We start from the raw sequence: 22374 nt of genomic DNA on the forward strand, positions 1-22374 counted from the left end.
ACCCGCCCTTTCGGCCTAGACCCGCCCGTCGGCCCCGATCCCCGTCGGTTCATATCCCCTCGGGCGTCACTACCCGCCCCTCGCGCACCGACACCAGCGCGGCCTCGGCCAGCGCCAGGGCGGCCAGCCCGTCCTCGCCCGAGGGCGAAGGCGCGCGATCCTCGCGGATCGCGGCGATGAAGGCGGCGATCTCGTTGGCATAGGCTTCGGTGTAGCGGGTCATGAAGAAATCGTGCAGCGGCGGGCGGGTATAGCCCGCCGCCGTCGCCAGTTCGATCGAGACCGGGCGCTGGTTCTCGGCCGAGACCATGCCTTTCGAGCCATGCACCTCGATCCGCTGGTCGTAGCCATAGCTGGCGCGGCGCGAATTCGAGATGACGGCCTGCCGACCATCGGCGGTTTGCAACAGGACCTGAACGGAATCGTAATCCCCCGCCGCGCCGATGGCGGGATCGACCAGAACCGCGGCGGTGGCGGCGACGGCGGTGATCTCGGCGCCCAATAGGAAACGCGCCATGTCGAAATCGTGGATCGTCATGTCGCGGAAGATCCCGCCCGAGCGGCGGATGTAATCCACCGGCGGCGGGCCGGGATCGCGCGAGGTGATCACCGCCATCTCGACCTCGCCGATCGAGCCCTTGTCGATCTCGGCCCGGACGGCGCGGAAATGCGGATCGAAACGGCGGTTGAAGCCCACCATCAGCCGCCCGCCATGGGCGCGCACGACGCCAAGGCAGGCCCGCACCCGGTCGAGCGACAGGTCGACCGGCTTTTCGCAGAACACCGCCTTGCCCGCGCGGACGAACCGCTCGATCAGATCGGCATGGGTGTCGGTGGGGGTGCAGATCACCACCGCGTCGATATCCCCGGCGGCTTCGATCTCGTCGATCGCGCGGATCTCGCAGCCATGGCGGGCGGCAAGGGCCTGGGCCGCCCCGGGCATCGGATCGGCCACGGCGACCAGCCTTGCATCGGGATCGGCGCCCACGGCGGCGGCATGGACCTTGCCGATCCGGCCCGCGCCCAGAAGTCCGAAACGAATGGTCATCTTCATGCTCCTGCCGGTGCGGCGCTGTCGTCGGGGGCGCCCTTGACCCCGGTGATATAGGATACGATGTCGTTGCCGTCGGTCTCGTCGCGGTTGAGCGAGGCGACGATCCGCCCGCGCCGGAACACCACGATCCGGTCGACCAGATCGAAGACCTGGCGCAGGTTGTGGCTGATCAGGATCATCGGGATGCCGCGCTCTTTCAGCCCCCGGATGATGTTTTCGACCTGCGCGGTCTCTTGCACGCCAAGCGCGGCGGTCGGCTCGTCCATGATCACCAGTTTCGAGGCGAAGGCGGCGGTGCGGGCGATGGCGACGCATTGGCGCTGGCCGCCCGACATGTTGCGGATCGGATTGTCGACATTGGGGATCTTCACCGCCGTCGTCTTCAGGGCCTCGAGCGTGCGGGCGCGCATCGCCCTGCGGTCGAGCCATGAGAAGGGCCCGAGCCGGAAGCGGTAAAGCTCGCGCCCCAGAAAGAGGTTCGAGGGCACGTCGAGGTCGTCCGCCAGCGCGAGGGTCTGGAACACGGTCTCGATCCCGGCCTCGCGCGCCTCAAGCGGTCCGGCATGGCTGACCTCGCGCCCGTCGAAGAAGATCTGGCCCGAACTGCGCTGCTCGACCGCTGTCACCTGGCGCACGAAGGTCGATTTTCCCGCGCCATTGTCGCCCACCACCGCGACATGCTCGCCCCGGCGCAGGATGAAATCGGCGTCTTCCAGCGCATGCACCCCGCCATAGCGTTTGGTCAGCCCCCGGGTTTCAAGAATGATGTCGTCCATCGCGCTTCTCTCCCTTACAGCCGGACGCGGCTGCGCTGCCGCCACTGGTCCAGCACCACCGCGCCGACGATGATCGCGCCTTTCACCATCTCCTGGTAATAGGCGTCGAGCCGGATCGAGGTGAAACCCGAGATGATCACCGAAAAGATCATCGCCCCCAGAACCGTCCCCAGGATCGAGCCGCGCCCGCCCGCAAGGCTGACGCCGCCGATCACGGCCATGGCGATGGCGTCCAGCTCATACATCACGCCCATGCCGGCCTGGGCGGTAAGGTTCTTCGAGGTCAGCAGGATCGCCGCCACGGCGGCCAGCCCGCCCGCGATGGTATAGACCAGCACCTTGTGGCGATCGACGGCGATCCCCGACATCCGCGCCGCCGCCTCGTTCGAGCCGATGGCATAGCTGCGCTTGCCATAGACGGTGCGGGTCATGATCAGGTGAAACAGTACGGCCAGAAGCGCGAAGACCACCACCGGATTCTGTCCCGGCCAGTGCAAGAGGCCGAAGCTGAACCCGCCCAGCAGATCGCCGTTCGACAGGCCCGCATAGGTTTCGGTCGGGAACGAGACCGGCTGGCCGTTCGACCACCAGCGCGCCACCCCGCGGGCCGAGACCATCATCCCCAATGTGGCGATGAAGGGCGGGATCCTGGTATAGGCGATCAGAAGCCCGTTGATCAGCCCGGCCAGAAGCCCGCAGCCCAGCCCCACAAGGATCGGCGCCGCCACCGGCAGGTCCATCGCCCAATCCCCCAGGATCATGCGCGGATTGGGCGCGCCGTTGACGGTGGCGGTCTGGGCGAAGCTCATCGTCACCATGGCGGTCGCGCCGACGACCGAGCCCGAGGAAAGGTCGATCCCGCCCAGGATGATGACCTGGGTCACGCCAAGCGCGATGATGCCCACGATCGCGACCTGAAGCAGGATGATGTCGATGCGCTGCTGGTTGAACAGGCCCGGCACATTGTCGCGCATGTTGAACAGAAAGCTGGTGCCGTTCATCCGGTTCAGCACCTCGAACACCACGACGATGATCAAAAGCGCCGCCGCCACGTTCAATTCGGGCGGGCGCGCCTTTTTCGTCGGGTCGAATTTCAGGCCGCCAAGGCCATGGGTCTGTTGCGTCACCGCGCCCTCCACCAGATCTGTCATCGAAAACGCATGCGCCGGGGCCGGGCAGGCCCCGGAATGCGGGGCGCGGGCCGTTCGGGCCCGCCCCCCCTTCGCGGTCCTGTCCCGGCCCGGGCCGGGACAGGGGGCTTAGTTCTGCGCCAGGTAGTCCGCGATATTCGCGGGCGTCACCAGTTCGAACGCCACCCAGACCTCGCGGTCGACCTCCTTGCCCGCGATCAGCTTCGAGGCGGTGTCGAGCGCGCCCGACCCCTGTGCGAAGGCGTTCTGGAACACGGTCACGTCCAGCTCGCCCGCCTGCATCGCCGCCAGTGCATCGGGGGTGGCGTCGATCCCGGCGATGATGACGGAATCGATGGCGATCCCGGCGGCCTTGATCGCCTGGATCGCACCGATGGCGCTTTCGTCGTTGTTGGCGATGACGGCGTCGAAGGCGGTGCCGGTCGAAAGCCAGTTGGTCATGAGGTTCTGCGCCTGGTCGCGCTGCCAGTTCGAGGTCTGCTGGTCGATGATGGTGATCGCCACGCCGCATTCGTCGCCCGCGATCACGTCATGGATGTCCTGGGTGCGGACCACCGCCGCCTGGTTCGAAAGCTCGCCCATGATGACATAGGCGGCGGCCTCGGTCTTGCCCTGCTCGCGCAGGAGGCGGCAGACCTCAAGCGTCTCCAGCGTGCCCGATTCCAGATCGTCCGAGCCGACATAGGCCTGGTTGTCGGGCAGGGTGGTCAGGTTGACCGGCTGGCGGTTCACATAGACCAGCGGGATCCCCGCGCGCTCGGCCGCATCCGACATCGCCTGGGTGGCCGAGGTGTCGACCGGATTGACGATGATCGCATCCACGCCCGAGGCGATGAAATTGTTGATCTGGTCAAGCTGGCGCGCCACGTCGTTCTGGGCGTCCTGGATCTGGACGGTGACGCCCTTCTTGCCGGCGTCCTCTTCGATCCCGTTGCGCAGGATGGTCAGGAAGTTGTCGTCGAACAGCGCCATGGTGACGCCCACGGTCTCGGCCATGGCGCTGGTGCTCATCAGAGCGGCGATGCCGCCGATTATCAGGGTCTTCTTCATTTCCGTTTCCTCCTCCTCTGTCGGTGCCCGGTCTCACCGTTCCTCCCGCCGGGCCGCCCCTGGGGCGGATCTTGCGTCGTCAGGCCGCCGTCTGCACTTCGGCAGCGGCCCGAAGAAAGGTCATCGAGGCTTGCAGCGCGGGTCTCGGATCCTCCAATCCGTGGACCGCGGGCGAGAATGCCTCGAAGGAAATCGGCGCGGTGCAGCCTGCCGCGCGCAGGGCCCGGATCTGGGCCACGTTTCGCAGCCTGTCATGTTCGCCGACCAGAATCCGGTCGGAATCGCGCATGTCGTCGAAATTCCCCGGCGTCTCGACGCCCGAGACATGGATGCAGCCGGTCAGCGCGGGAAAGATCGGGCCGAAACCGGCCAGCGCGTGATGGAACGTGTCATGGATCATGAAGACCGTGCCCTCGGCTCCGGCAGCTTCGATGCAGTGGGCAAGGACCGACTTTTGCCGCAGCGCGCAGGTGCGGAAGCCCAGGGGCTCGACCATGGCGCGGAGCCCTGCCGATTTCAGCAGAGGCAGGATTTCGCGCAGCGCGGCCAGGGTGGCGCCCTGCGCATCGTCTTGGGCATCGCCCTGCCAGCCGTCATTGCGCGGGATCAGGCTGATCGCCTCGGCGCCCGAGGCCTTCGCGACGGCGATCAGCGCCTCGGCCTCGGCGGCGCGGGTCTCCGACCAGTCGTCGAAGCGTTTCAACTCGGCCAGGGCGAGGATCCGCAGCCCCTGCGCCCGCGCCCCGGCCCGGACCCGGGCGGGATCGACGCCGCCGAACAGCGGCCCGTCGAGGTCGTTGCGGAACTCCACCCCCAGGCAGCCGAGGGATCGGGCAAGGATCAGCAGATCCTCCCATCCCGTCCGGGGCGCGGTCATATGGTTCAGCGCGAAAGGCAGCATGGCCGCATGGTTCTCCTCGCCGATGGTTCGGCCTGGGCGCCCGCCCGCCCGGGATGGAATCGGGACGGCGGGGTCTGGCGCTCCTCAACGCCATATGGAATTGATATTCTATTTTTTCGCCGTATCAATCAAAAAATCCAAGAAACAGAAAATATGTTCCATTGATGGAATGCGCGGTCACAGCGTGATCCGGCGCCCGTCGGCGCGCCCGCTTTCCGCCATGGCGTGGATGACGCGCTCAAAGGCGTGGCCGAGGGCGAAATCGGGCTGGCAGGGTTCCAGCCCTGCGACGGCGCGCAGAAAGGCCGCGCATTCGATCACCTTGAGGTCGTTGATCCCCAGTTGATGCCCAGGCGCCGGGCAGAAGCGGCCATAGGGCGGATGGGCGGGGCCGGTCAGGATGGTCTTGAACCCCTGCTCGGCCAGCGGCCCGCGGTTCTGGTAAAGCCGCAATTCGTTCATCCGCTCCTGATCGAACAGGATCATGCCTTCCGTGCCGTGCAATTCGAAGCCGAGCCGCGATTTCCGTCCCCAGGCCGCGCGCGAGATCACCATGCTTCCCCGCACCCCGTTGGCGAATCGCAGCAGCGCCGAGGCGGTGTCCTCGTTCTCGACCCTGCCGCGACCGGATCCGTCGGGCAGGGGGCGGGTCTCGTGCAGGGTCTGGATCTCGGCCCGCAGGCTTTCGACCGGGCCGAGCAGCCCCCAGGCCAGGCTGACCAGATGGCAGCCGATATCGCCAAGCGCGCCCAGCCCGGCGTCTTCCAGCCGGGCCCGCCAGGTCCAGGGCAGATCGGGGTCGGCCTGGTAATCCTCGTCGGCCCAGCCCCGGAATTGCACCGGGCGCCCGATGGCGCCATCGGCCAGCAGGCGGCGGGCATGGGCATAGGCGGGGTTGTGGGTATAATTGTAGCCCAGCATGGTCGCCCGGCCCGAGGCGCGGGCCGCGTCGCGCATCTCGGCCGCATCCTCCAGCGTCAGCGCCATCGGCTTTTCGCACCAGACATGCTTGCCCGCCCGCAGCGCGGCGATGGCGATTTCGCGGTGCAAACCGTTGGGCGTGGTGATCGACACGATGTCGATCGCCGGGTCCTGCGTGATCTCGCACCAATCCGACACCGCGCGGGAAAAGCCGAATTCCCGTGCCATCTGCGCGGCCTTGTCCTGGGGCTGGTCGCACAGCGTGGCCAGCGCGATCCCGGGCACCGGCCCCAGGCTGTCGCCGAAGACCGAATGGACATTGCGCCAGGCCAGCGCATGGGCCTTGCCCATGAAGCCGGTTCCGATAAGACCGATGCGAAGGGGCTGCATGATGGCGACCTGTTTTAACTTGGAACATTTGTTCCATGTGCTAGCCTGGAACCGGGGCGCTCCGTCAAGAGGGAAAGATGCAGGAAGACCGGACAGGCGAAGAGGCGGGGTTGCGGGCGGATGCCGGAACGGCGGGCGAGGTGGCCGGGACGCGAGGTCCTTCCGAGGCGCCCCGCCCCCCCGAAAGCCCCCCCGAAACGGTCGAGGCGTTCCGCGAGCGGCTTGCCACGGTGATCGAGGGCCTGCCCAAGCGCTTGCGGCAATGCGCCGAACATGTCCTGGCCCATTCCGACCGGATCGCGGTTTCCACCGTGGCCGAACTGGCGGCGGGGGCGGGGGTGCCGCCCTCGGCCCTGATGCGCTTTTGCCAGATCATGGGCTTTTCGGGCTATTCCGGGATGCAGCGCCTGTTCCGCGAGGCCTATGTGCCGGGCTGGCCCGACTATGCCACGCGGCTTGGCAACCTGAAGGCCTCGGGCAGCGGGCGCCCCGGCGCCCTGGCGGCGGAATTCATCGAGGCGGGGCGGCTTTCGCTGGAATCCCTGGCCCGCAACCTGGACGAATCGGCGCTTGAGGCGGCGGTCTCGCTGCTGTCGCAGGCGGGAACGATCCATATCGTCGGGCTGCGCCGGGCCTTTCCGGTCGCCTCCTATCTGGCCTATGTCTTCGAGAAGATGGCGGTGCCTGCCATGCTGCATGACGGGGTGGGGCGGCTGGACCACCGATTCGCGCTGCGCCCGGGCGATGCGCTGATCGCGATCACCTTCGCGCCCTATTCCGAGGAAACCATCGCGCTGGCGCAGGTTGCCCATGACGTCGGCCTGCCGGTCGTGGCCCTGACCGACCGGCAGGGCGGGCCGCTCTCGCGCGCGGCGAAAGTGACGGTGACGCTGACCGAGGTGGATTTCGGCGCCTTCCGCTCGCTTTCCGCGACTCTGGCCATGGCGATGACGCTGGCCGTGGCGGTCGGTTCGGCGCGCGGATAAAAATCGCTTCCCCTGCGATCCAATATGGAATAAATATTCCAAATCATCAGGGCGTGAGCCCCGCCCATGGCGGGGAATCGCGAAGGGAGGCCGGATGAAGCAGCTTGATGTCATCACCATCGGCCGGTCTTCGGTCGATCTCTACGGCGCGCAGATCGGCGGGCGGCTGGAGGATATGGGATCGTTCCGCAAATATATCGGCGGATCGCCCACCAATATCGCCGCCGGCGCCGCCCGCCTGGGCCTGCGCGCGGGCCTGATCACCCGGGTCGGCGACGAACATATGGGGCGCTTCATTCGCGAGGAACTGGCGCGCGAGGGCGTCGACCTGCGCGGCGTGACCACCGACCCCGAGCGGCTGACCGCGCTGGTTCTGCTGGGCATCCGCGACCAGACCCGCTTTCCGCTGATCTTCTACCGCGAGAATTGCGCCGACATGGCCCTGTGCGAGGCCGATATCGACGAAAGCCTGATCGCCGAGACCCGGGCCCTGGTGGTGACCGGCACCCATCTGTCGCATCCCCGGACCGAGGGCGCGGTGATGAAGGCCTTGCGCCTTGCCCGCGCGCAGGGGGCAAGGACGGCGCTGGACATCGACTACCGGCCCAATCTGTGGGGCCTTTCGGGCCATGGCGACGGCGAAAGCCGCTATGTCGAAAGCGCCGCCGTCACCGCGAAGCTGCAATCCACCCTGGGCCTGTTCGACCTGATCGTCGGCACCGAGGAGGAGTTCCATATCGCCGGCGGCTCGACCGACACGATCGAGGCCTTGCGCGCGGTGCGGCGTCTGACCCCGGCGGTCCTGGTCTGCAAGCGCGGCCCCCTTGGCGCGGTGGCCTTCGCGGGACCGATCCCGCAGGATCTGGACCGGGGCGAGAGCGGCCCGGGCTTCGCCATCGAGGTCTTCAACGTGCTCGGCGCCGGGGACGGGTTCTTCGCCGGGCTGCTCAAGGGCTGGCTGGACGGCGAATCCTGGCCCAAGACGCTGGAATACGCCAATGCCTGCGGGGCCCTCGCGGTCTCGCGCCATGGCTGCACGCCCGCCTATCCGTCGTGGGAGGAGTTGCGCTTCTTTCTGTCGCGCGGGGTGGTCACGCCCGCCTTGCGCCATGACGCGGCGCTGGAGCAGATCCATTGGGCGACCACGCGGCGCAATCCGCCCCAGGGCGCATGGTCCGAGATGCGGGTGTTCGCCTTCGATCACCGCATGCAGCTTGAAGAGATGGAGGGCGCCACCCCCGCCCGGATCGGCGCGTTCAAGCGGCTTTGCCTGCGCGCGGCGCGACAGGTGCAGGCGGGGCGCCACGGCTACGGCATCCTTTGCGACAGCCGCCTGGGGCGCGAGGCCCTGTTCGAGGCCGCCGGAACCGGCCTGTGGATCGGCCATCCGGTGGAATGGCCCGGCTCGCGCCCGCTGCGGCTGGAGCCGGGGATCGGCCCGGATCTGGGCGGGCTTGCGGAATGGCCGCTGGAACATGTGGTGAAGGTGCTGTGCTTCTATCACCCCGACGATGTCGCCGCGATCCGCGCCGCGCAGGAGGAGACCATCCTGCGCCTGTTCCATGCCTGCCGCCGCAACCGGCTGGAGATGCTGCTGGAGATCATCCCCTCGAAAGCCGCGGCGGCCGAGGGGCTTGCGGTCGACGAGGCCACCTCGGCCCGGGTGATCGAACGCTTCTACGACATCGGCGTCTATCCCGACTGGTGGAAGCTGGAGCCTTTCGCCTCGGACGCCGCCTATGAGCGGGCCTGTTCCGAGATCGCCCGCCGCGATCCGCATGTGCGCGGCGTCGTGGTGCTTGGGCTCGATGCGCCCGAGGCCGAACTGGCGGCCTCATTCGTCCATGCCGCGCGGCAGCCCCTGGTCAAGGGCTTCGCCGTCGGCCGCACCATCTTTGCCGAGGCCGCGCGCGACTGGCTGGCCGGTCGGATCGACGACGATACCGCCGTCGCGAGGATGGCCGAGAACTACGCCCGCCTGTGCCGGATCTGGGACGAGGCGCGGGCCGCCGCAGGAAAGGCCGCAGCATGACGACGATCCGCCTGACCGCCGCCCAGGCAATGATGCGCTGGCTTTCGGTGCAGACCACCGAGGACGGGCACCGTTTCATCGAAGGGGTCTGGGCGATCTTTGGCCATGGCAATGTGGCCGGGATCGGCGAGGCGCTGCATGGCCTGCGCGACAGCCTGCCGACATGGCGCGGCCATAACGAACAGACCATGGCCCATGCCGCCATCGCCTTCGCCAAGACCTCGGCCCGGCGGCGCGCGATGGCGGTGACCTCTTCCATCGGGCCGGGGGCGACCAATATGGTGACGGCGGCGGCGCTGGCGCATGTGAACCGGCTGCCGGTGCTGTTCGTGCCCGGCGACGTCTTTGCCGGGCGCGGCCCCGATCCGGTCCTGCAGCAGATCGAGGATTTCGACGATGCCACGGTTTCGGCCAATGACTGCTTCCGCCCGGTGGTGCGCTATTTCGACCGGATCTCGCGCCCCGAACATATCCTGACCGCGCTGCCGCGCGCCTTTCGGGTGATGACCGATCCGGCGGATTGCGGCCCGGTCTGCCTTGCCTTCTGTCAGGACACCCAGGCCGAGGCCCATGATTACCCGGAGGCGTTCTTCGCCCCCCGGGTCTGGCATTTCCGCCGCCCCGAGCCCGACCGGCGCGAGCTGGAGGCGGCGGTGGCGCTGATCCGCAGTGCCCGCCGCCCGCTGATCGTGACCGGGGGCGGCGCGATCTATTCCGGCGCGGCCGAGGTGCTGCGCGATTTCGCACGCCGCCACAACATCCCCATGGTCGAGACCCAGGCCGGGAAGGGCGCGGTCGGCTGGGAGGAGCCGCTGCATTTCGGCGCGCCCGGCGTGACCGGCACCGGCTGCGGCAACCAACTGGCGGCCACGGCCGATCTGGTGATCGGGGTCGGCACGCGGTTTCAGGATTTCACCACCGGCTCGCGCCAGTTGTTCTCGGCGCCCGGGCGCAGGCTCTTGTCGATCAACGTCCACGGCTATGACGCCGCGAAACACGATGCCCAGGCCCTGGTCGGGGATGCGCGGATCTGTCTGGAAAACATCTCGGCCGCCCTGGGCGCGCATCGGTTCGAGGACCCGGATTTCGCGCTGCGCGACGCCTGGTTCCGCAAGGTCGATGCGCTGACCGCCGCGCCCGGGACGCAGGAGGCGCTTCCCACCGATGCCCAGGTGATCGGCGCGGTGCAGCGCAATGCCGCAAGCCATTCCGTCGTGATGTCGGCGGCCGGCACGATGCCCGGCGCGCTGCATGTGCTCTGGCGCGCGGCGCAGGGCGGCTATCACATGGAATACGGTTTTTCCTGCATGGGCTACGAGATCGCGGGCGCGATGGGGATCAAGATGGCGCGACCCGAGGCGGATGTGATCTGCATGGTCGGGGATGGCAGCTACATGATGGCCAATTCCGAACTGGCGACGGCGGCGATGATGGGGATCCCCTTCACAGTGGTCCTGACCGACAACCGCGGCTATGGCTGCATCAACCGGCTTCAGATCGCGACCGGCGGCGCGCCGTTCAACAACCTGCTCGACGACAGCCATCACGTCACCCCGGCGCGGATAGACTTTGTCGCCCATGCCGCCTCGATGGGGGCAAGGGTGGTGCGGGCGCATTCGATCCCCGAGCTTGAGGCGCAGTTGCAGCATGCCAGGGGCGCGGAGGGGCCGGTGGTGATCGTGATCGACACCGATCCGGGCCCCGGCACCGGCGCCGGCGGGGCGTGGTGGGATGTCGCCGTGCCCGAGGTCTCGGCCCGCGCCGAGGTGCGCGCGGCGCGGGCCGAATACGAAACCCATGCCAGCCGCCTGCCCGGGCAGGCCCGCGGAGAAAGCCGATGATCCGTTTCGGAACCAATCCCATCGCCTGGGCCAATGACGACGACCGCTCGATCGGCGCGGATATCCCGACCGAGCGCATCCTGGACGAGGCCGGGCGGCAGATCGGCTTCGAGGGGATCGAGAACGGCCATCGCTGGCCCGACGACCCCGAGGAACTGCGGGTGCTTCTGGCCGCGCATGGGCTGCGCTATGTCTCGGGCTGGTATTCGACGGGGCTCCTGGCCCATCCGGTCGAGACCGAGATCGCGCGGGTGCAGCCCGCGCTGGCGCGGCTCAGGCACAACGGCTGCAAGGTGCTGATCGCCTGCGAGACCTCGGATGCGATCCATGGCGATGCCGCGCGCCCGCTTGGCGACCGCCCGCGCCTGGGGGCGGAAGAGATGCGCGCCTTCGGTGCCAGGCTTGAGGCTTTCGCGGAATATCTGGCCGGGCAGGGGATCACGCTGGCCTATCACCACCACATGGGCACCGTGGTCGAGACACCCGAGGAGATCAACGCGCTGATGGCCGCGACCGGACCGCATGCGCAACTGCTGTTCGACACCGGGCATTGCGCCTTCGGGGGGGGCGATCCGCTGGAGGTGCTGCGGCGCCATGCCGGGCGGGTGCGGCATTTCCATGCCAAGAACATCCGCGCCGATGTGGTGGCGCGGGCGAAGGCCGAGGGCATGTCCTTTCTGGAGGCGGTCCTGGCCGGGGCCTTCACCGTGCCGGGCGATCAGGAGGGCGCGGTGGCGTTCGGCCCGTTGCTGGGTGTGCTGGCGGAGGCGGGCTACGACGGCTGGATCGTGATCGAGGCCGAGCAGGATCCGAAGCGGCGCAATCCCTTGCTGTATCAGACGCTCGGGCTGGCGACCCTGCGGCGCGAGGCGGCGGCGGTCGGGCTGACGTGACCGGGCGTTCCGGCATATTCGGGTAAAAGGGGGAAGGGAAGATGGTCGATCTGCTGGTCAGGCCCGGGGGCGTGCGGGGCAAGGTTCACGGCATCACGCCCGAAAGCGCGGGCTGGGGGCATGTCGGCTTCTCGCTCTACCGGCTGGTGGCAGGGGATCGCGCCGATGGCGGGATGGAGCCGCAAGTGGCGGGGCGCGAGGCGATCCTTGTCGTGGTCGAGGGCCGGGTGGCCCTGCACGGCGCCGGTCGGGACTGGGGCGAAATGGGCGCGCGGATGGATGTGTTCGAGCGGCTGGCGCCGCATTGCCTCTACCTGCCCGATTGCCGCGACTGGCGCGCCGAGGCGCTGACGGATTGCACCCTGGCGGTCTGTTCCGCGCCGGGGCGGGGCGGGCATCCGGCGGCGCGGATCGGGCCGGAGGGGATCGCGCTGACCCCGCGCGGCAAGGGCACCAACACGCGATACGTCAACAATATCGCCATGGAGGATCGCGACGTCGCCGACAGCCTGCTGGTGACCGAGGTCTTCACCCCGGCGGGGCATTGGTCCAGCTATCCAAGCCACCGCCACGACGAGGACGATTTCCCGCGCATGACGCTGCTGGAGGAAAGCTATTACATGCGGCTAAATCCCGCGCAGGGCTTCGGCATCCAGCGCATCTATACCGAGGACGGCAGCCTGGACGAGACGCTTGCGGTCAGGAACCATGACGTGACGCTGGTGCCCCGGGGCCATCACCCCTGCGGCGCGCCCTATGGCTATGAGATGTATTACCTCAATGTCATGGCCGGGCCGTTGCGGAAATGGCGGTTCCAGAACGACCCGGACCACGACTGGATCGCGCGGCGCGACGCCTGAGCGGGCCCTCTAGCCGAAGGGAAAGATCAGCGGCACCAGCGTCAGGCTGACCGCCAGCGCCATCAGCGTCAGCGGCACGCCGACCTTCACGAAATCGGAAAAGCGGTAATTCCCCGGCCCCACCACCAGCATGTTCACCGGCGAGGAGACCGGCGTCATGAAGGCGGCCGAGGCCGCCAGCGCCACCGTCATCGCGAAGGGCAGGGGCGAGCTGCCGATCCCGGCGGCCAGCGCCAGCGCCACCGGCGCCATCAGCACCGCCGTCGCCGTGTTCGAGATGAAAAGCCCAAGCAGCGCCGTCAGCACGAAGATCGCCGCCAGCGCCACCCTCGGCCCCGAATCGCCGATCGCGGCGAGCAGGGTCGATGCCGCCAGATCCACCCCTCCGGTGTTCTGAAGCGCGATCGAGAAAGGCAGCATGCCGACGATCACCATCAGGCTTTGCCAATGGATCGCGCGCCAGGCCGAGGGCATGTCGATGCAGCCGAAAAGCCCCAGAAGCAGGCAGCCGATCAGCGCCGCCAGGACATTGGGCACCACGCCCGCCACCATCAGGGTCACGACCAGGGCAAGGATCGCCAGCGCATGGGGCGCGCGGGCGGGGCGCTCGATCACTTCGTCCATCTCGGCCGGAAGCCCCAGCGTGATCAGGTCGGGTGCGTGGCGGATGTTGCGGATCGCCTTCCAGGGGCCGACCGCGAGCAGCGTGTCGCCAAGGCGCAGCTTTTCGGCGAAGACCGGCGCGGTCACCGGGGTCGCGCCGTGCTTCAGCCCGATCACCACAAGCCCGTATTCGCTGCGGAAACGGCTTTCGGTCACGCTGCGGTTGATCAGGCGCGAGCCGGGCGGGACCATCAGCTCGACCATGCCGATGTCCTGCTTGCGGTCGCCGAAGTAATGGCCGCTGATCGGCAGGGGCTGAAGATGGTTCGCCAGCGCGAGGCCGCCGACCTCGAACCCTTCGATCACCACGTCGAGAAACAGCACATCCCCGGCTTGAAGCCGGGTCGCGGCCTCGGGTTGGATCAGGTGACGGCCGAAGCCGCGCCCGCGCTCGACCGCGATCACGTTGATCCCGGCGCTGGCCCTGAGGTCGAGATCGTCCAGCCGCTTGCCGACCCAGGGCGATGCGGGCTTGATCCGCAGCCGATGCTCGCGCGTGCCAAGGCCATAGGCGCCGATCCAGTCCTCCAGCCGCGGCCTCGGCGCGGGCAGGGCGGCGGGCGCCCGTCCCAGCCAGCGCCGCGCGAACAGCATCCACAGGATCGCCAGCGCCAGCATGGGCAGGCCGAAAGGTGCGAAGGCGAAGAAGCCGAAACCCTCATGCCCGGCCCGGATCATCTGGCCGTGGACGACAAGATTGGGCGCGGTGGCGACCAGGGTCATCATGCCGCTGATCAGGGCGGCGGCGGAAAGCGGCATCATCAGCCGGGCGGCGCTGATGCCGGTATTGGCGGCGATGCGCAAGACGATGGGGATGAAGATCGCGACCACGCCGGTCGAGCTCATGAAGGCGCCGGTCCCGGCGGCCATCACCATCACCAGCGCCAGAAGCCGCGCCTCGCCCGGTCCGGCCCAACGGATCAACAGATCCCCCATGGCCTGGGCGACCCCGGTCCGCACCAGCGCCTCGCCCAGGACGAAAAGCGCCGCGATCAGGATGATATTGGGGTCGGAAAACCCCGCGAGCGCCTCGTCGAGCGAGACCACGCCCGTCAGGGGCAGCACCGTCAGCATGATCAGCGCGACCGCATCCATCCGGGGACGGTTGAGCGCGAACAGTGCGACCGTCGCGGCCAGAAGCGCCAGCACGATGGCGAGATCGCTGTTCATCCGGGGTCCTGCCTGCCCTTGCTGCGCGCGCCCGGCCCGCGCCGGATGCGGTGGTATAGCGGCAAAGAGCGGAGCGGAGCAACAACCGGGGCCCGGGCCTTCGGTCTTCCCCGCGCCGCCAGGTCACTGCGGCCCCGGGCGGGTGGCGGCATCGGGGCGGGAGGCCCTGGCCCTTCCCGCCCCGCCCGGGCGGATTTCGCTTCGGGGGGTCAAGATACCGGGCGGCAAAGGGCCACGCCGAGGAGCGGTTCATGACCCGGCGGTTTCTAGGTGTGGGCGAGGCCGTCAACGGCTGCCGCCCTATCGGCTGGCGGAATTATGTCCGCGCCACCTTGAGATACGGGCGAAGCCGCTAAAGGCTGCTGCCCTGTCGGCAAGGGGATATGACGGGCCCCTTCGAGGCATGGGCGAAGCCGCCGGAGGTTGCCGCCCTGTCGGTGGGCGGCCCATGCTTGGGCTATTTCGAGAGATATGGGTAAGAGCCGTCAAGGGCTACCCCTCTTGTCGGTCAGCAGCTTATGACCGCGCCGTTTGGAGATATTGGCCAAACCGCCAAAGGGCGCCGCCTTGCCGGTGGGTGGCTTATGCTCGCCGATGCGGGCTCATGCCTGAGCGACCTTGACGCCCTTTTGGTCAGGGGCAGCTCCGATGGCGGGCCAGGGCCTGGCCCGGGGCGCCCGTTGGCGGGGGCTGGACAGGCGGGGCGTGCGCTAGTCCGGGGGAACCCCGGGTGTTCCGGCTTTGGCCGACACGTTTCCAGCCCAGCGAGTTTCCAGCCCCAGCGAGCCGCGTTCCGGTCAATCCGCCCCTCCGCCCGGATCAGAAGTAGCCCTGGGACCGCAGCGACAACTCGCGCGATTTCCCGATGATCAGATGGTCGTGCAGGGTGATCCCGAGACTGCGGCAGGCATCCTCGACCTGCTGGGTCATGATGATGTCGGCGTCCGAGGGCGTCGGATCGCCCGAAGGATGGTTGTGGACAAGGATCAGCGCGCTCGCGTTCAGCTCCAACGCCCGCTTGACCACCTCGCGCGGGTAGACCGGAACGTGATCCACCGTGCCCCTGGCCTGTTCCTCATCGGCGATGAGCACGTTCTTGCGGTCGAGGAACAGGATGCGGAACTGTTCAGTCTCACGATGCGCCATGGCGGTGTGGCAATAGTCGAGCAGTGCGTCCCAGGACGACAGGACCGGGCGGTTCATCACCTTGGCGCGCATCATCCGCTGCGCGGCGGCCTCGACGATCTTCAGCTCTTGCACCACGGCGTCGCCAACGCCTTTCACCATGGCGAGCCGTGCCGCCGGGGCGGTGACCACGCGGTTGAAATCGCCGAACGTGTCCAGAAGCAGCCGGGCGAGCGGTTTCACATCCTGACGTGGAACCGCGCGGAACAGCACAAGCTCCAGCATCTCGTAATCCGGCATCGCGGCCTGTCCGCCCTCCATGAAACGGGCGCGCAGGCGTTTGCGGTGGTCGGCGATATAGCTGGGCAGGCGGCCGGGCAGCGGAGTCGCCTGCGCCTCGTCCTCATCCCCCAGGGGCAGGACCATGGCGCGGGTGCCATCGTGAAATCCGGGGCGGTCGGGAAATCCGGTATGTCTCATGCGCCAGAGCCTGTGGTTGGAGCGGCCCCGGGCGGGGCCTTGGGGTGGGGCTTTCAGGTGCAGAATGCGCCAGGAATGGTTACCAAAGACTTAAGGCAAGGCTTGAGGCCAACAATGCGGGGCGGCCGATTCCCCGTATCGCGCCGCCGCGCCTTCCGGCCCCCTGCCTGGGCGGATCCCGGCTTGCCGGGAGGGCCGTCGGGCCGCCGGTGTTGCGGTCTTGCGGGATTTTCCTCAAACCTTCGTGATCGCAGGGACCAAATCGGCGGGAAACGGTTGAACCTGCGGCAGGTGGAGGGTCTAGGAACCTGTCCGGTGTGAAATCTGGCGCGAAATCTGGAGCGACAAGACCCCATGGCGAAAAGCGTGGCTTTGACGAGTAACCCCGGTCGATCCGCCCCGAGCGGGCTGGCCCTGTTGACGATTCTGCTTCTGTCGGGCTGCGTGGTCGGCGGCGCGGGCGCCCCCCGTCTGGACGCTTCCGGCGCCTCGGTGCGCGGGGTCTATCCGGTCACCGAGCAGAATATCGAAGCCGTGCGCGGCCGCGCGCTGGAGACGGTCAATGCGGCGCGGGCGCGGGCGGGCCTGGCGCCGGTGGTGATGGATCCGAGGCTGATCGCCGCCGCCGATGTCCAGTCCTTCGAGATGTCGGCCCAGAGGCGGGCCTGGCATTTCGGGCGGGACGGCAGCTCTCCGCTCGACCGGGCGCGGCGCGCGGGCTTTACCGGCACCATCCTGGGCGAGCTGGTCTCGCAGACCTACGAGACCGAGGTGCAGGCCATTTCCACCTGGATGGGCCAGCCCGAGCAACGCGCCATCCTGCTTGATCCGCGCGCGCGGCGGATCGGGCTGGGCGCCTATCAGGAAGAGGACCACAAGCTTTGGTGGACCCTCAACGTCGCGGATTGAAAGGAAGAAGCCGGATGCCAAGCCGATCGAATCTGAACCGCCGGGATCTCTTGGGCCTCTCGGGTGTCTTTATGGCCGGGCTGGCGGCGCCCGGCCTGCTTCGCGCGCAGGATTTCGCCGCCGACACCACGCTTGCCCCGGCCGCCGCGCCGGGTCCGCGCCATGTCACCGCAAGTTTTGCCGCGCAACGCTGGCAGGACCATTTCCAGCACCTGCGCAAGGGGGCGATCCTGTGCGACCTGACCTCGCGCGTGCTGCATTACTGGTCCGAGGATGAAAGCATCCATCTGGTCTATCCCTCCTCGGTGCCGATGAGCGAGGAACTGACCCGGCGCGGCCATACCGAGGTGACGCTGAAGCGGCGCAACCCGACCTGGATCCCGACGCCCGACATGCGCAAGCGCGATCCCTCGCTGCCCGACAAGGTCGATCCCGGCCCGGACAATCCCCTGGGAAGCCGCGCGCTGAACCTGGGCTGGCAATATTACCGCATCCACGGCATCGACAACCTGGCCAAGATCGGGCGCCCGGCGTCGAACGGCTGCGTGGGCCTGTTCAACCCGAATGTCGAGCGGCTGTTCGACCTGGTCGAGATCGGCACTCAGGTCAAGCTGTTGTAATCGTCGCGCCGCCGGGGCATCCGGGCGGCCCTGACGCGAAAAGGGCGGGGATGATCCCCGCCCTCGTTCAACCCTTCATCCCGTCCCAGAACCCCTTGACCTTCGAGAAGAAGGACGATCCCTCCGGGTTGTTCTCTTCCGAGAGCTTCTCGAATTCGGCGAGAAGTTCCTTCTGCCGCGCGGTCAGGTTGACCGGGGTTTCCACCCGCAATTCGATCACCATGTCGCCGGTGCCCGCGCCGCGCAGGGCGGGCATGCCCTTGCCGCGCAGCCGCATCTGCTTGCCCGATTGTGCGCCCGCGGGCACCTTGACCCGCGCCCGTCCGCCGTCGATCGTCGGCACTTCGACCTCGCCGCCAAGCGCGGCCCGGGTGATCGGGATCGGCACCGGGAAGAAGAGATGCACCCCCTCGCGCTGGAAGAGCGCATGCTCCTTCACCTCGATGAAGATGTAGAGATCGCCCTGCGGCCCGCCGCGCAGTCCCGCCTCGCCCTCGCCCGCAAGGCGGATGCGGGTGCCGGTCTCCACCCCCGGGGGGATGTTCACCGAAAGCTGGCGGTCCTTTTCGATCCGGCCCGCACCATGGCAGCTCTTGCAGGGGTTCTTGATGATCTGGCCCGCGCCCGCGCAGGTCGGGCAGGTGCGTTCTACCGTGAAGAAACCCTGCTGCTGGCGCACCTTGCCCATGCCCGAACAGGTCGGGCAGGTCTGCGGTTCGGCCCCGCCCTCGGCGCCCGAGCCGCGGCAGGTGTCGCAGGTGACCGAGGTCGGCACGTTGATGGTCTTCTGGACGCCCTTGAAGGCCTCCTCCAGCGTGACGCGCAGGTTGTAGCGCAGGTCCGAGCCGCGCTGCGCCCGCGCCCGGGCGCCGCCCGCGCCCCCGCGCCCACCCATGAAGTCGCCGAAGAGATCCTCGAACACATCCGAGAAGCTCGATGCGAAATCGCCCTGCTGGAAGCCGCCGCGCGGCCCGCCGCCGCCGCCCATCCCGCCCTCGAAGGCGGCATGGCCGAAACGGTCGTAGGCCGCCTTCTTGTCGGCGTCCTTCAGCACGTCATAGGCCTCGTTCACTTCCTTGAACCGGGCCTCGGCATCGGGATTGTCGGCATTTCGGTCGGGGTGAAGCTCTTTCGCCTTGGTGCGATAGGCTTTCTTGATCTCGTCGGCACCGGCGCCGCGTGCGATGCCCAGCGTCTCGTAATAGTCGCGCTTTGCCATTGCAAAACCCCCTTCATGACCGGAGAAGGGCGGCCCGTTGCCCGGGCCGCCCCCTTGTCCGGCGCAAGTGGAATCACTTCCGCTTGCTGTCGCCCAGATCCTCGAAATCGGCATCGACGATGCTGTCGTCGCTGTCATCGACCGGGCGCGGCTCATCCTCGCCCCCGGCCTCGGCGGCCTGGGCCTTGTAGATCGCCTCGCCCAGTTTCATCGCGGCTTCGGTCAGGTTCTGGATGCCCGACTTGATCTTGCCCGCATCCTCGCCCTTGAGCGCATCCTCAAGCGGGCCCATGGCCAGCTCGATCGCCTCCACGGTCGAGGGATCGACCTTGTCGGAATGCTCTTTCAGCGACTTGCGGGTCGAATCGAGCAGGCTTTCGCCCTGGTTGCGGGTTTCGACCAGTTCGCGGCGCTCCTTGTCGGCCTCGGCATTGGCCTCGGCGTCGCGGACCATCTTCTCGATCTCGTCGTCGGAAAGACCGCCCGAGGCCTGGATGGTGATCCGCTGCTCCTTGTTCGTGCCCTTGTCCTTGGCCGAGACCGAGACGATGCCGTTGGCGTCGATGTCGAAGGTGACCTCGATCTGCGGCACGCCGCGCGGCGCGGGCGGGATCTGTTCAAGGTTGAACTGGCCGAGGATCTTGTTGTCGGCCGCCATTTCCCGCTCGCCCTGGAAGACGCGGATGGTCACGGCGTTCTGGTTGTCCTCGGCGGTCGAGAACACCTGGCTCTTCTTGGTCGGGATGGTGGTGTTGCGGTCGATCAGCCGGGTGAACACGCCGCCCAGCGTCTCGATGCCCAGGGACAGCGGGGTCACGTCCAGAAGAACCACGTCCTTGACGTCGCCTTGCAGCACGCCGGCCTGGATGGCCGCGCCCATGGCGACGACCTCGTCGGGGTTCACGCCCTTGTGGGGCTCTTTGCCGAAGAACTTGGTGACCTCTTCGATCACCTTCGGCATCCGGGTCATGCCGCCGACCAGAACCACCTCGTCAATCTCGCCCTTCGAGATGCCTGCATCCTTCAGCGCGGCGGCGCAGGGTTTCATCGACTTGGCGATCAGGTCGCCCACCAGGTTTTCCAGCTTGGCCCGGGTCAGCTTGACCACGAGGTGCAGCGGCTGGCCGGTGTTCTTGTCCATCGAGATGAACGGCTGGTTGATTTCGGTCTGCTGGCTGGAGGAAAGCTCGATCTTGGCCTTTTCGGCGGCTTCCTTCAGGCGTTGCAGCGCCATCTTGTCGAGCGTCAGGTCGACGGCATGCTCTTTCCTGAACTCGTCGGCCAGATACTGGACGATGCGCATGTCGAAGTCCTCACCGCCGAGGAAAGTGTCCCCGTTGGTGGATTTCACCTCGAAAAGGCCGTCGTCGATTTCCAGGATGGTGATGTCGAAGGTCCCGCCGCCGAGGTCGTAGACCGCGATCGTCTTGGTTTCCTTCTTGTCCAGCCCGTAGGCCAGCGCCGCCGCCGTGGGTTCGTTGATGATGCGCAGCACCTCAAGGCCCGCGATCTTGCCCGCATCCTTGGTGGCCTGACGCTGGGCGTCGTTGAAATAGGCCGGAACGGTGATCACGGCCTGGGTCACGGGTTCGCCCAGGTAGCTTTCGGCGGTTTCCTTCATTTTCTGAAGGATGAAGGCCGAGACCTGGCTGGGGCTGTATTTCTCGCCGCGCACCTCGACCCAGGCGTCGCCGTTGCCGCCGTCCACGATGGCATAGGGGACAAGCTTCTTGTCCTTTTCCACCGCCGGGTCGTCGGTGCGCCGTCCGATCAGGCGCTTGACCGCGAAAACGGTGTTCGAGGCATTGGTCACCGCCTGGCGCTTGGCGGACTGGCCGACCAGACGCTCGCCTTCGGTGAAGCCGACGATCGAGGGGGTGGTGCGCGCGCCTTCCGAATTCTCGATGACGCGAGGTTGCGAGCCATCCATGATGGCGACGCAGGAGTTGGTGGTGCCGAGGTCGATGCCGATGACTTTGGCCATATCTATCCCTTTCTAAAGGCGATCCCCCGTCCGGGGCCCGGAAACTTCGGCGCCTCCGGTGGGGGTCATGGATGCGCTCGGGCGGGGCCGTTGCGCCTGACTGGGCGTATATAGTCAGGTGGATTTGCGCCTGCAACGGCTGCGAGCGGAGAAGTGGCGCGAAATTTCCGCAAGGGGGCGGGACGCGGCGGGCCTTGCGCCCAGGCCCCCTGCGCCAGAGGGCGGGGTTGCGAAGGGGTTTCGGCCGGTGCTAGCCTGCCCAGGCCCAAGGCAGCCGGGCCCGCCGGTCGCGCTTTCCGGCGCGCGGCCCCGGCCGACCCAGGTCGAATTTCCCATGTCAGACTTCGCAGTCTTCCTGTCCGGGGGGCCCTTCATGCTTTGCTCTCTCTCGCGCCGTTCGGTGCTGGCCGCCCTTGCGGCCTCGGGCCTTGTCTCGGGCCTTTCGGTGCGGCGGGCCCGCGGGCAGGGGGCGCCCGCCTCGCCCGCGGCCGAGCGCGGAAACGCCCAGCCCGCCGAGGTGATCGACCACCCCCGGGCGCGCAGCTTCGAGATCGGCCCGACCGATGCGCCCTGGCGGATCTTCCTGGGCCTGCCCGAGGGCGATCCTCCGGCGCGAGGCTGGTCCCTGGTGCTGTCGACCGATGGCAATGCGACTTTCCCGATGCTGTGGCACCACCGCGAGCGGACGGCCCCGGGCGCCCCGGTCCTGCTCGCCTCCATCGGCTATCCGGGCGAGCGGCGCTTCGACACGGTGCGGCGCCGGTTCGACCTGACCTCGCCGGGGATGGTCCCGGTCGGCGGCCTGGCCGAGGGGCAGCGCGGCCCCGGCCGGGACCCGACCGGCGGGCGCGAGGCGCTGCTCGACCTGATCGAGCACCGACTGCTCGACGAGATCGCGGCCCGCGCGCCGGTCGATCGCGAGGACATGACGCTTTTCGGACATTCGCTGGGCGGGCATTTCACCATGCATGCCTTTTACAGCCGGACCTGGCTGTTCCGGCGGTTCTCGGCGGCCGATCCCTCGGGCTGGTGGAACTCGGGCGAGATCGAGCTGGAAGAGCGCGCCTTCCGGGCCGGTGTGCGGGCGGCGGGCGGGCGGCTGGCGCGCGCGACCGTGCTGATGGTCACCGGATCGGCGGGGCGCCTTCCCGCCGAGGGCGAGGCGCCGCGCGAACTGGTCGCGCCGCCCTGGATCGAGCGGCTTGCCGGGATCGAGGGGCTGGAGATCGGCTGGAAAGGCTATCCCGGCGAAAGCCACGGCAGCCTGCTCGGCCCGGCGGCAAGGCGGACGCTGGACCTGCATCTGGGGCGGATCGCCGGGCCGGGGGCGCCCTGAGCGCCCGGCCCGC

At 68.0% G+C, this 22374-nt stretch carries 18 protein-coding genes; 8 read left to right on the plus strand and 10 right to left on the minus strand.

The genetic code is table 11. The annotated features are described in order from the left end of the window. Positions 1-49: 49 nt before the first annotated feature. From iolG to ABNX41_RS05765, 6 genes are all read right to left on the minus strand, one after another. Positions 50-1048 carry an inositol 2-dehydrogenase gene (gene iolG, locus ABNX41_RS05740; protein ID WP_438668766.1) on the minus strand — a complete coding sequence of 333 codons (999 nt, stop codon included), beginning with the start codon at positions 1046-1048 and terminating at the stop codon, positions 50-52. A 2-nt stretch (positions 1049-1050) separates the two neighbouring features. Then, the gene (locus ABNX41_RS05745) at positions 1051-1830 is read right to left on the minus strand and encodes an ATP-binding cassette domain-containing protein (RefSeq protein WP_438668767.1); all 780 of its coding nucleotides are present in this window, start codon (positions 1828-1830) and stop codon (positions 1051-1053) included. Between the two features lie 14 nt (positions 1831-1844). Next, positions 1845-2981 carry an ABC transporter permease gene (locus ABNX41_RS05750; RefSeq protein ID WP_438668768.1) on the minus strand — a complete coding sequence of 379 codons (1137 nt, stop codon included), beginning with the start codon at positions 2979-2981 and terminating at the stop codon, positions 1845-1847. A 108-nt stretch (positions 2982-3089) separates the two neighbouring features. Next, positions 3090-4031 (minus strand): sugar ABC transporter substrate-binding protein, encoded by a 942-nt coding sequence (locus ABNX41_RS05755; protein ID WP_438668769.1) that lies wholly within the window; start codon positions 4029-4031, stop codon positions 3090-3092. 79 nt (positions 4032-4110) lie between these two features. Further along, positions 4111-4932, minus strand: coding sequence for a TIM barrel protein (locus tag ABNX41_RS05760; protein WP_438668770.1), 822 nt, complete (start codon positions 4930-4932; stop codon positions 4111-4113). A gap of 177 nt (positions 4933-5109) precedes the next feature. Beyond that, on the minus strand, positions 5110-6243 hold the full coding sequence (locus ABNX41_RS05765) for a Gfo/Idh/MocA family protein (protein WP_438668771.1): 1134 nt from the start codon (positions 6241-6243) through the stop codon (positions 5110-5112). Between the two features lie 77 nt (positions 6244-6320). On the opposite strand from ABNX41_RS05765, the gene ABNX41_RS05770 reads away from it, so the two are divergent. The 5 genes from ABNX41_RS05770 (at position 6321) to iolB (ending at position 12855) form a co-directional block, all read left to right on the plus strand. Beyond that, entirely contained in the window at positions 6321-7229 is a 909-nt protein-coding gene (locus tag ABNX41_RS05770) for a MurR/RpiR family transcriptional regulator (RefSeq protein ID WP_438668772.1), read from the plus strand. A 94-nt stretch (positions 7230-7323) separates the two neighbouring features. Then, the gene (locus ABNX41_RS05775; RefSeq protein WP_438668773.1) at positions 7324-9261 is read left to right on the plus strand and encodes a bifunctional 5-dehydro-2-deoxygluconokinase/5-dehydro-2-deoxyphosphogluconate aldolase; all 1938 of its coding nucleotides are present in this window, start codon (positions 7324-7326) and stop codon (positions 9259-9261) included. Next, on the plus strand, positions 9258-11102 hold the full coding sequence (gene iolD / locus ABNX41_RS05780) for a 3D-(3,5/4)-trihydroxycyclohexane-1,2-dione acylhydrolase (decyclizing) (RefSeq protein WP_438668774.1): 1845 nt from the start codon (positions 9258-9260) through the stop codon (positions 11100-11102). Before ABNX41_RS05775 ends, iolD begins: the two co-directional genes overlap by 4 nt. After that, entirely contained in the window at positions 11099-11995 is an 897-nt protein-coding gene (gene iolE, locus ABNX41_RS05785) for a myo-inosose-2 dehydratase (protein ID WP_438668775.1), read from the plus strand. The genes iolD and iolE overlap by 4 nt, the downstream gene beginning before the upstream one ends. Positions 11996-12036: 41 nt before the next feature. After that, a complete protein-coding gene (gene iolB, locus ABNX41_RS05790) occupies positions 12037-12855 on the plus strand; it encodes a 5-deoxy-glucuronate isomerase (RefSeq protein WP_438668776.1) in 819 nt (272 codons plus the stop codon). A gap of 9 nt (positions 12856-12864) precedes the next feature. Here iolB and ABNX41_RS05795 read toward each other — a convergent pair whose 3' ends face one another. Both ABNX41_RS05795 and radC read right to left on the minus strand, forming a co-directional pair. Beyond that, positions 12865-14688 carry an SLC13 family permease gene (locus ABNX41_RS05795; RefSeq protein ID WP_438668777.1) on the minus strand — a complete coding sequence of 608 codons (1824 nt, stop codon included), beginning with the start codon at positions 14686-14688 and terminating at the stop codon, positions 12865-12867. Between the two features lie 819 nt (positions 14689-15507). Continuing rightward, entirely contained in the window at positions 15508-16239 is a 732-nt protein-coding gene (gene radC / locus ABNX41_RS05800) for a RadC family protein (RefSeq protein ID WP_438668884.1), read from the minus strand. A gap of 471 nt (positions 16240-16710) precedes the next feature. Here radC and ABNX41_RS05805 point away from each other — a divergent pair, with 471 nt between their 5' ends. Next, positions 16711-17202: a CAP domain-containing protein gene (locus ABNX41_RS05805; RefSeq protein WP_438668778.1), complete on the plus strand. Its 492-nt coding sequence runs from the start codon at positions 16711-16713 to the stop codon at positions 17200-17202. A 14-nt stretch (positions 17203-17216) separates the two neighbouring features. Beyond that, entirely contained in the window at positions 17217-17822 is a 606-nt protein-coding gene (locus ABNX41_RS05810; protein WP_438668779.1) for a L,D-transpeptidase, read from the plus strand. 67 nt (positions 17823-17889) lie between these two features. Here the strand turns inward: ABNX41_RS05810 and dnaJ are convergent, their stop codons facing one another. Both dnaJ and dnaK read right to left on the minus strand, forming a co-directional pair. Beyond that, positions 17890-19041: a molecular chaperone DnaJ gene (gene dnaJ, locus ABNX41_RS05815; protein ID WP_438668780.1), complete on the minus strand. Its 1152-nt coding sequence runs from the start codon at positions 19039-19041 to the stop codon at positions 17890-17892. Between the two features lie 73 nt (positions 19042-19114). After that, positions 19115-21025, minus strand: coding sequence for a molecular chaperone DnaK (gene dnaK / locus ABNX41_RS05820; protein ID WP_438668781.1), 1911 nt, complete (start codon positions 21023-21025; stop codon positions 19115-19117). A gap of 334 nt (positions 21026-21359) precedes the next feature. On the opposite strand from dnaK, the gene ABNX41_RS05825 reads away from it, so the two are divergent. Next, complete coding sequence (locus tag ABNX41_RS05825; protein WP_438668782.1) at positions 21360-22361, plus strand: alpha/beta hydrolase; 1002 nt, start codon at positions 21360-21362, stop codon at positions 22359-22361. Positions 22362-22374: the final 13 nt, after the last annotated feature.

Origin of the sequence: Pseudogemmobacter sonorensis, assembly GCF_042762395.1 — a bacterium.
In the GTDB taxonomy this organism is placed as follows: Bacteria; Pseudomonadota; Alphaproteobacteria; order Rhodobacterales; family Rhodobacteraceae; genus Pseudogemmobacter; species Pseudogemmobacter sonorensis.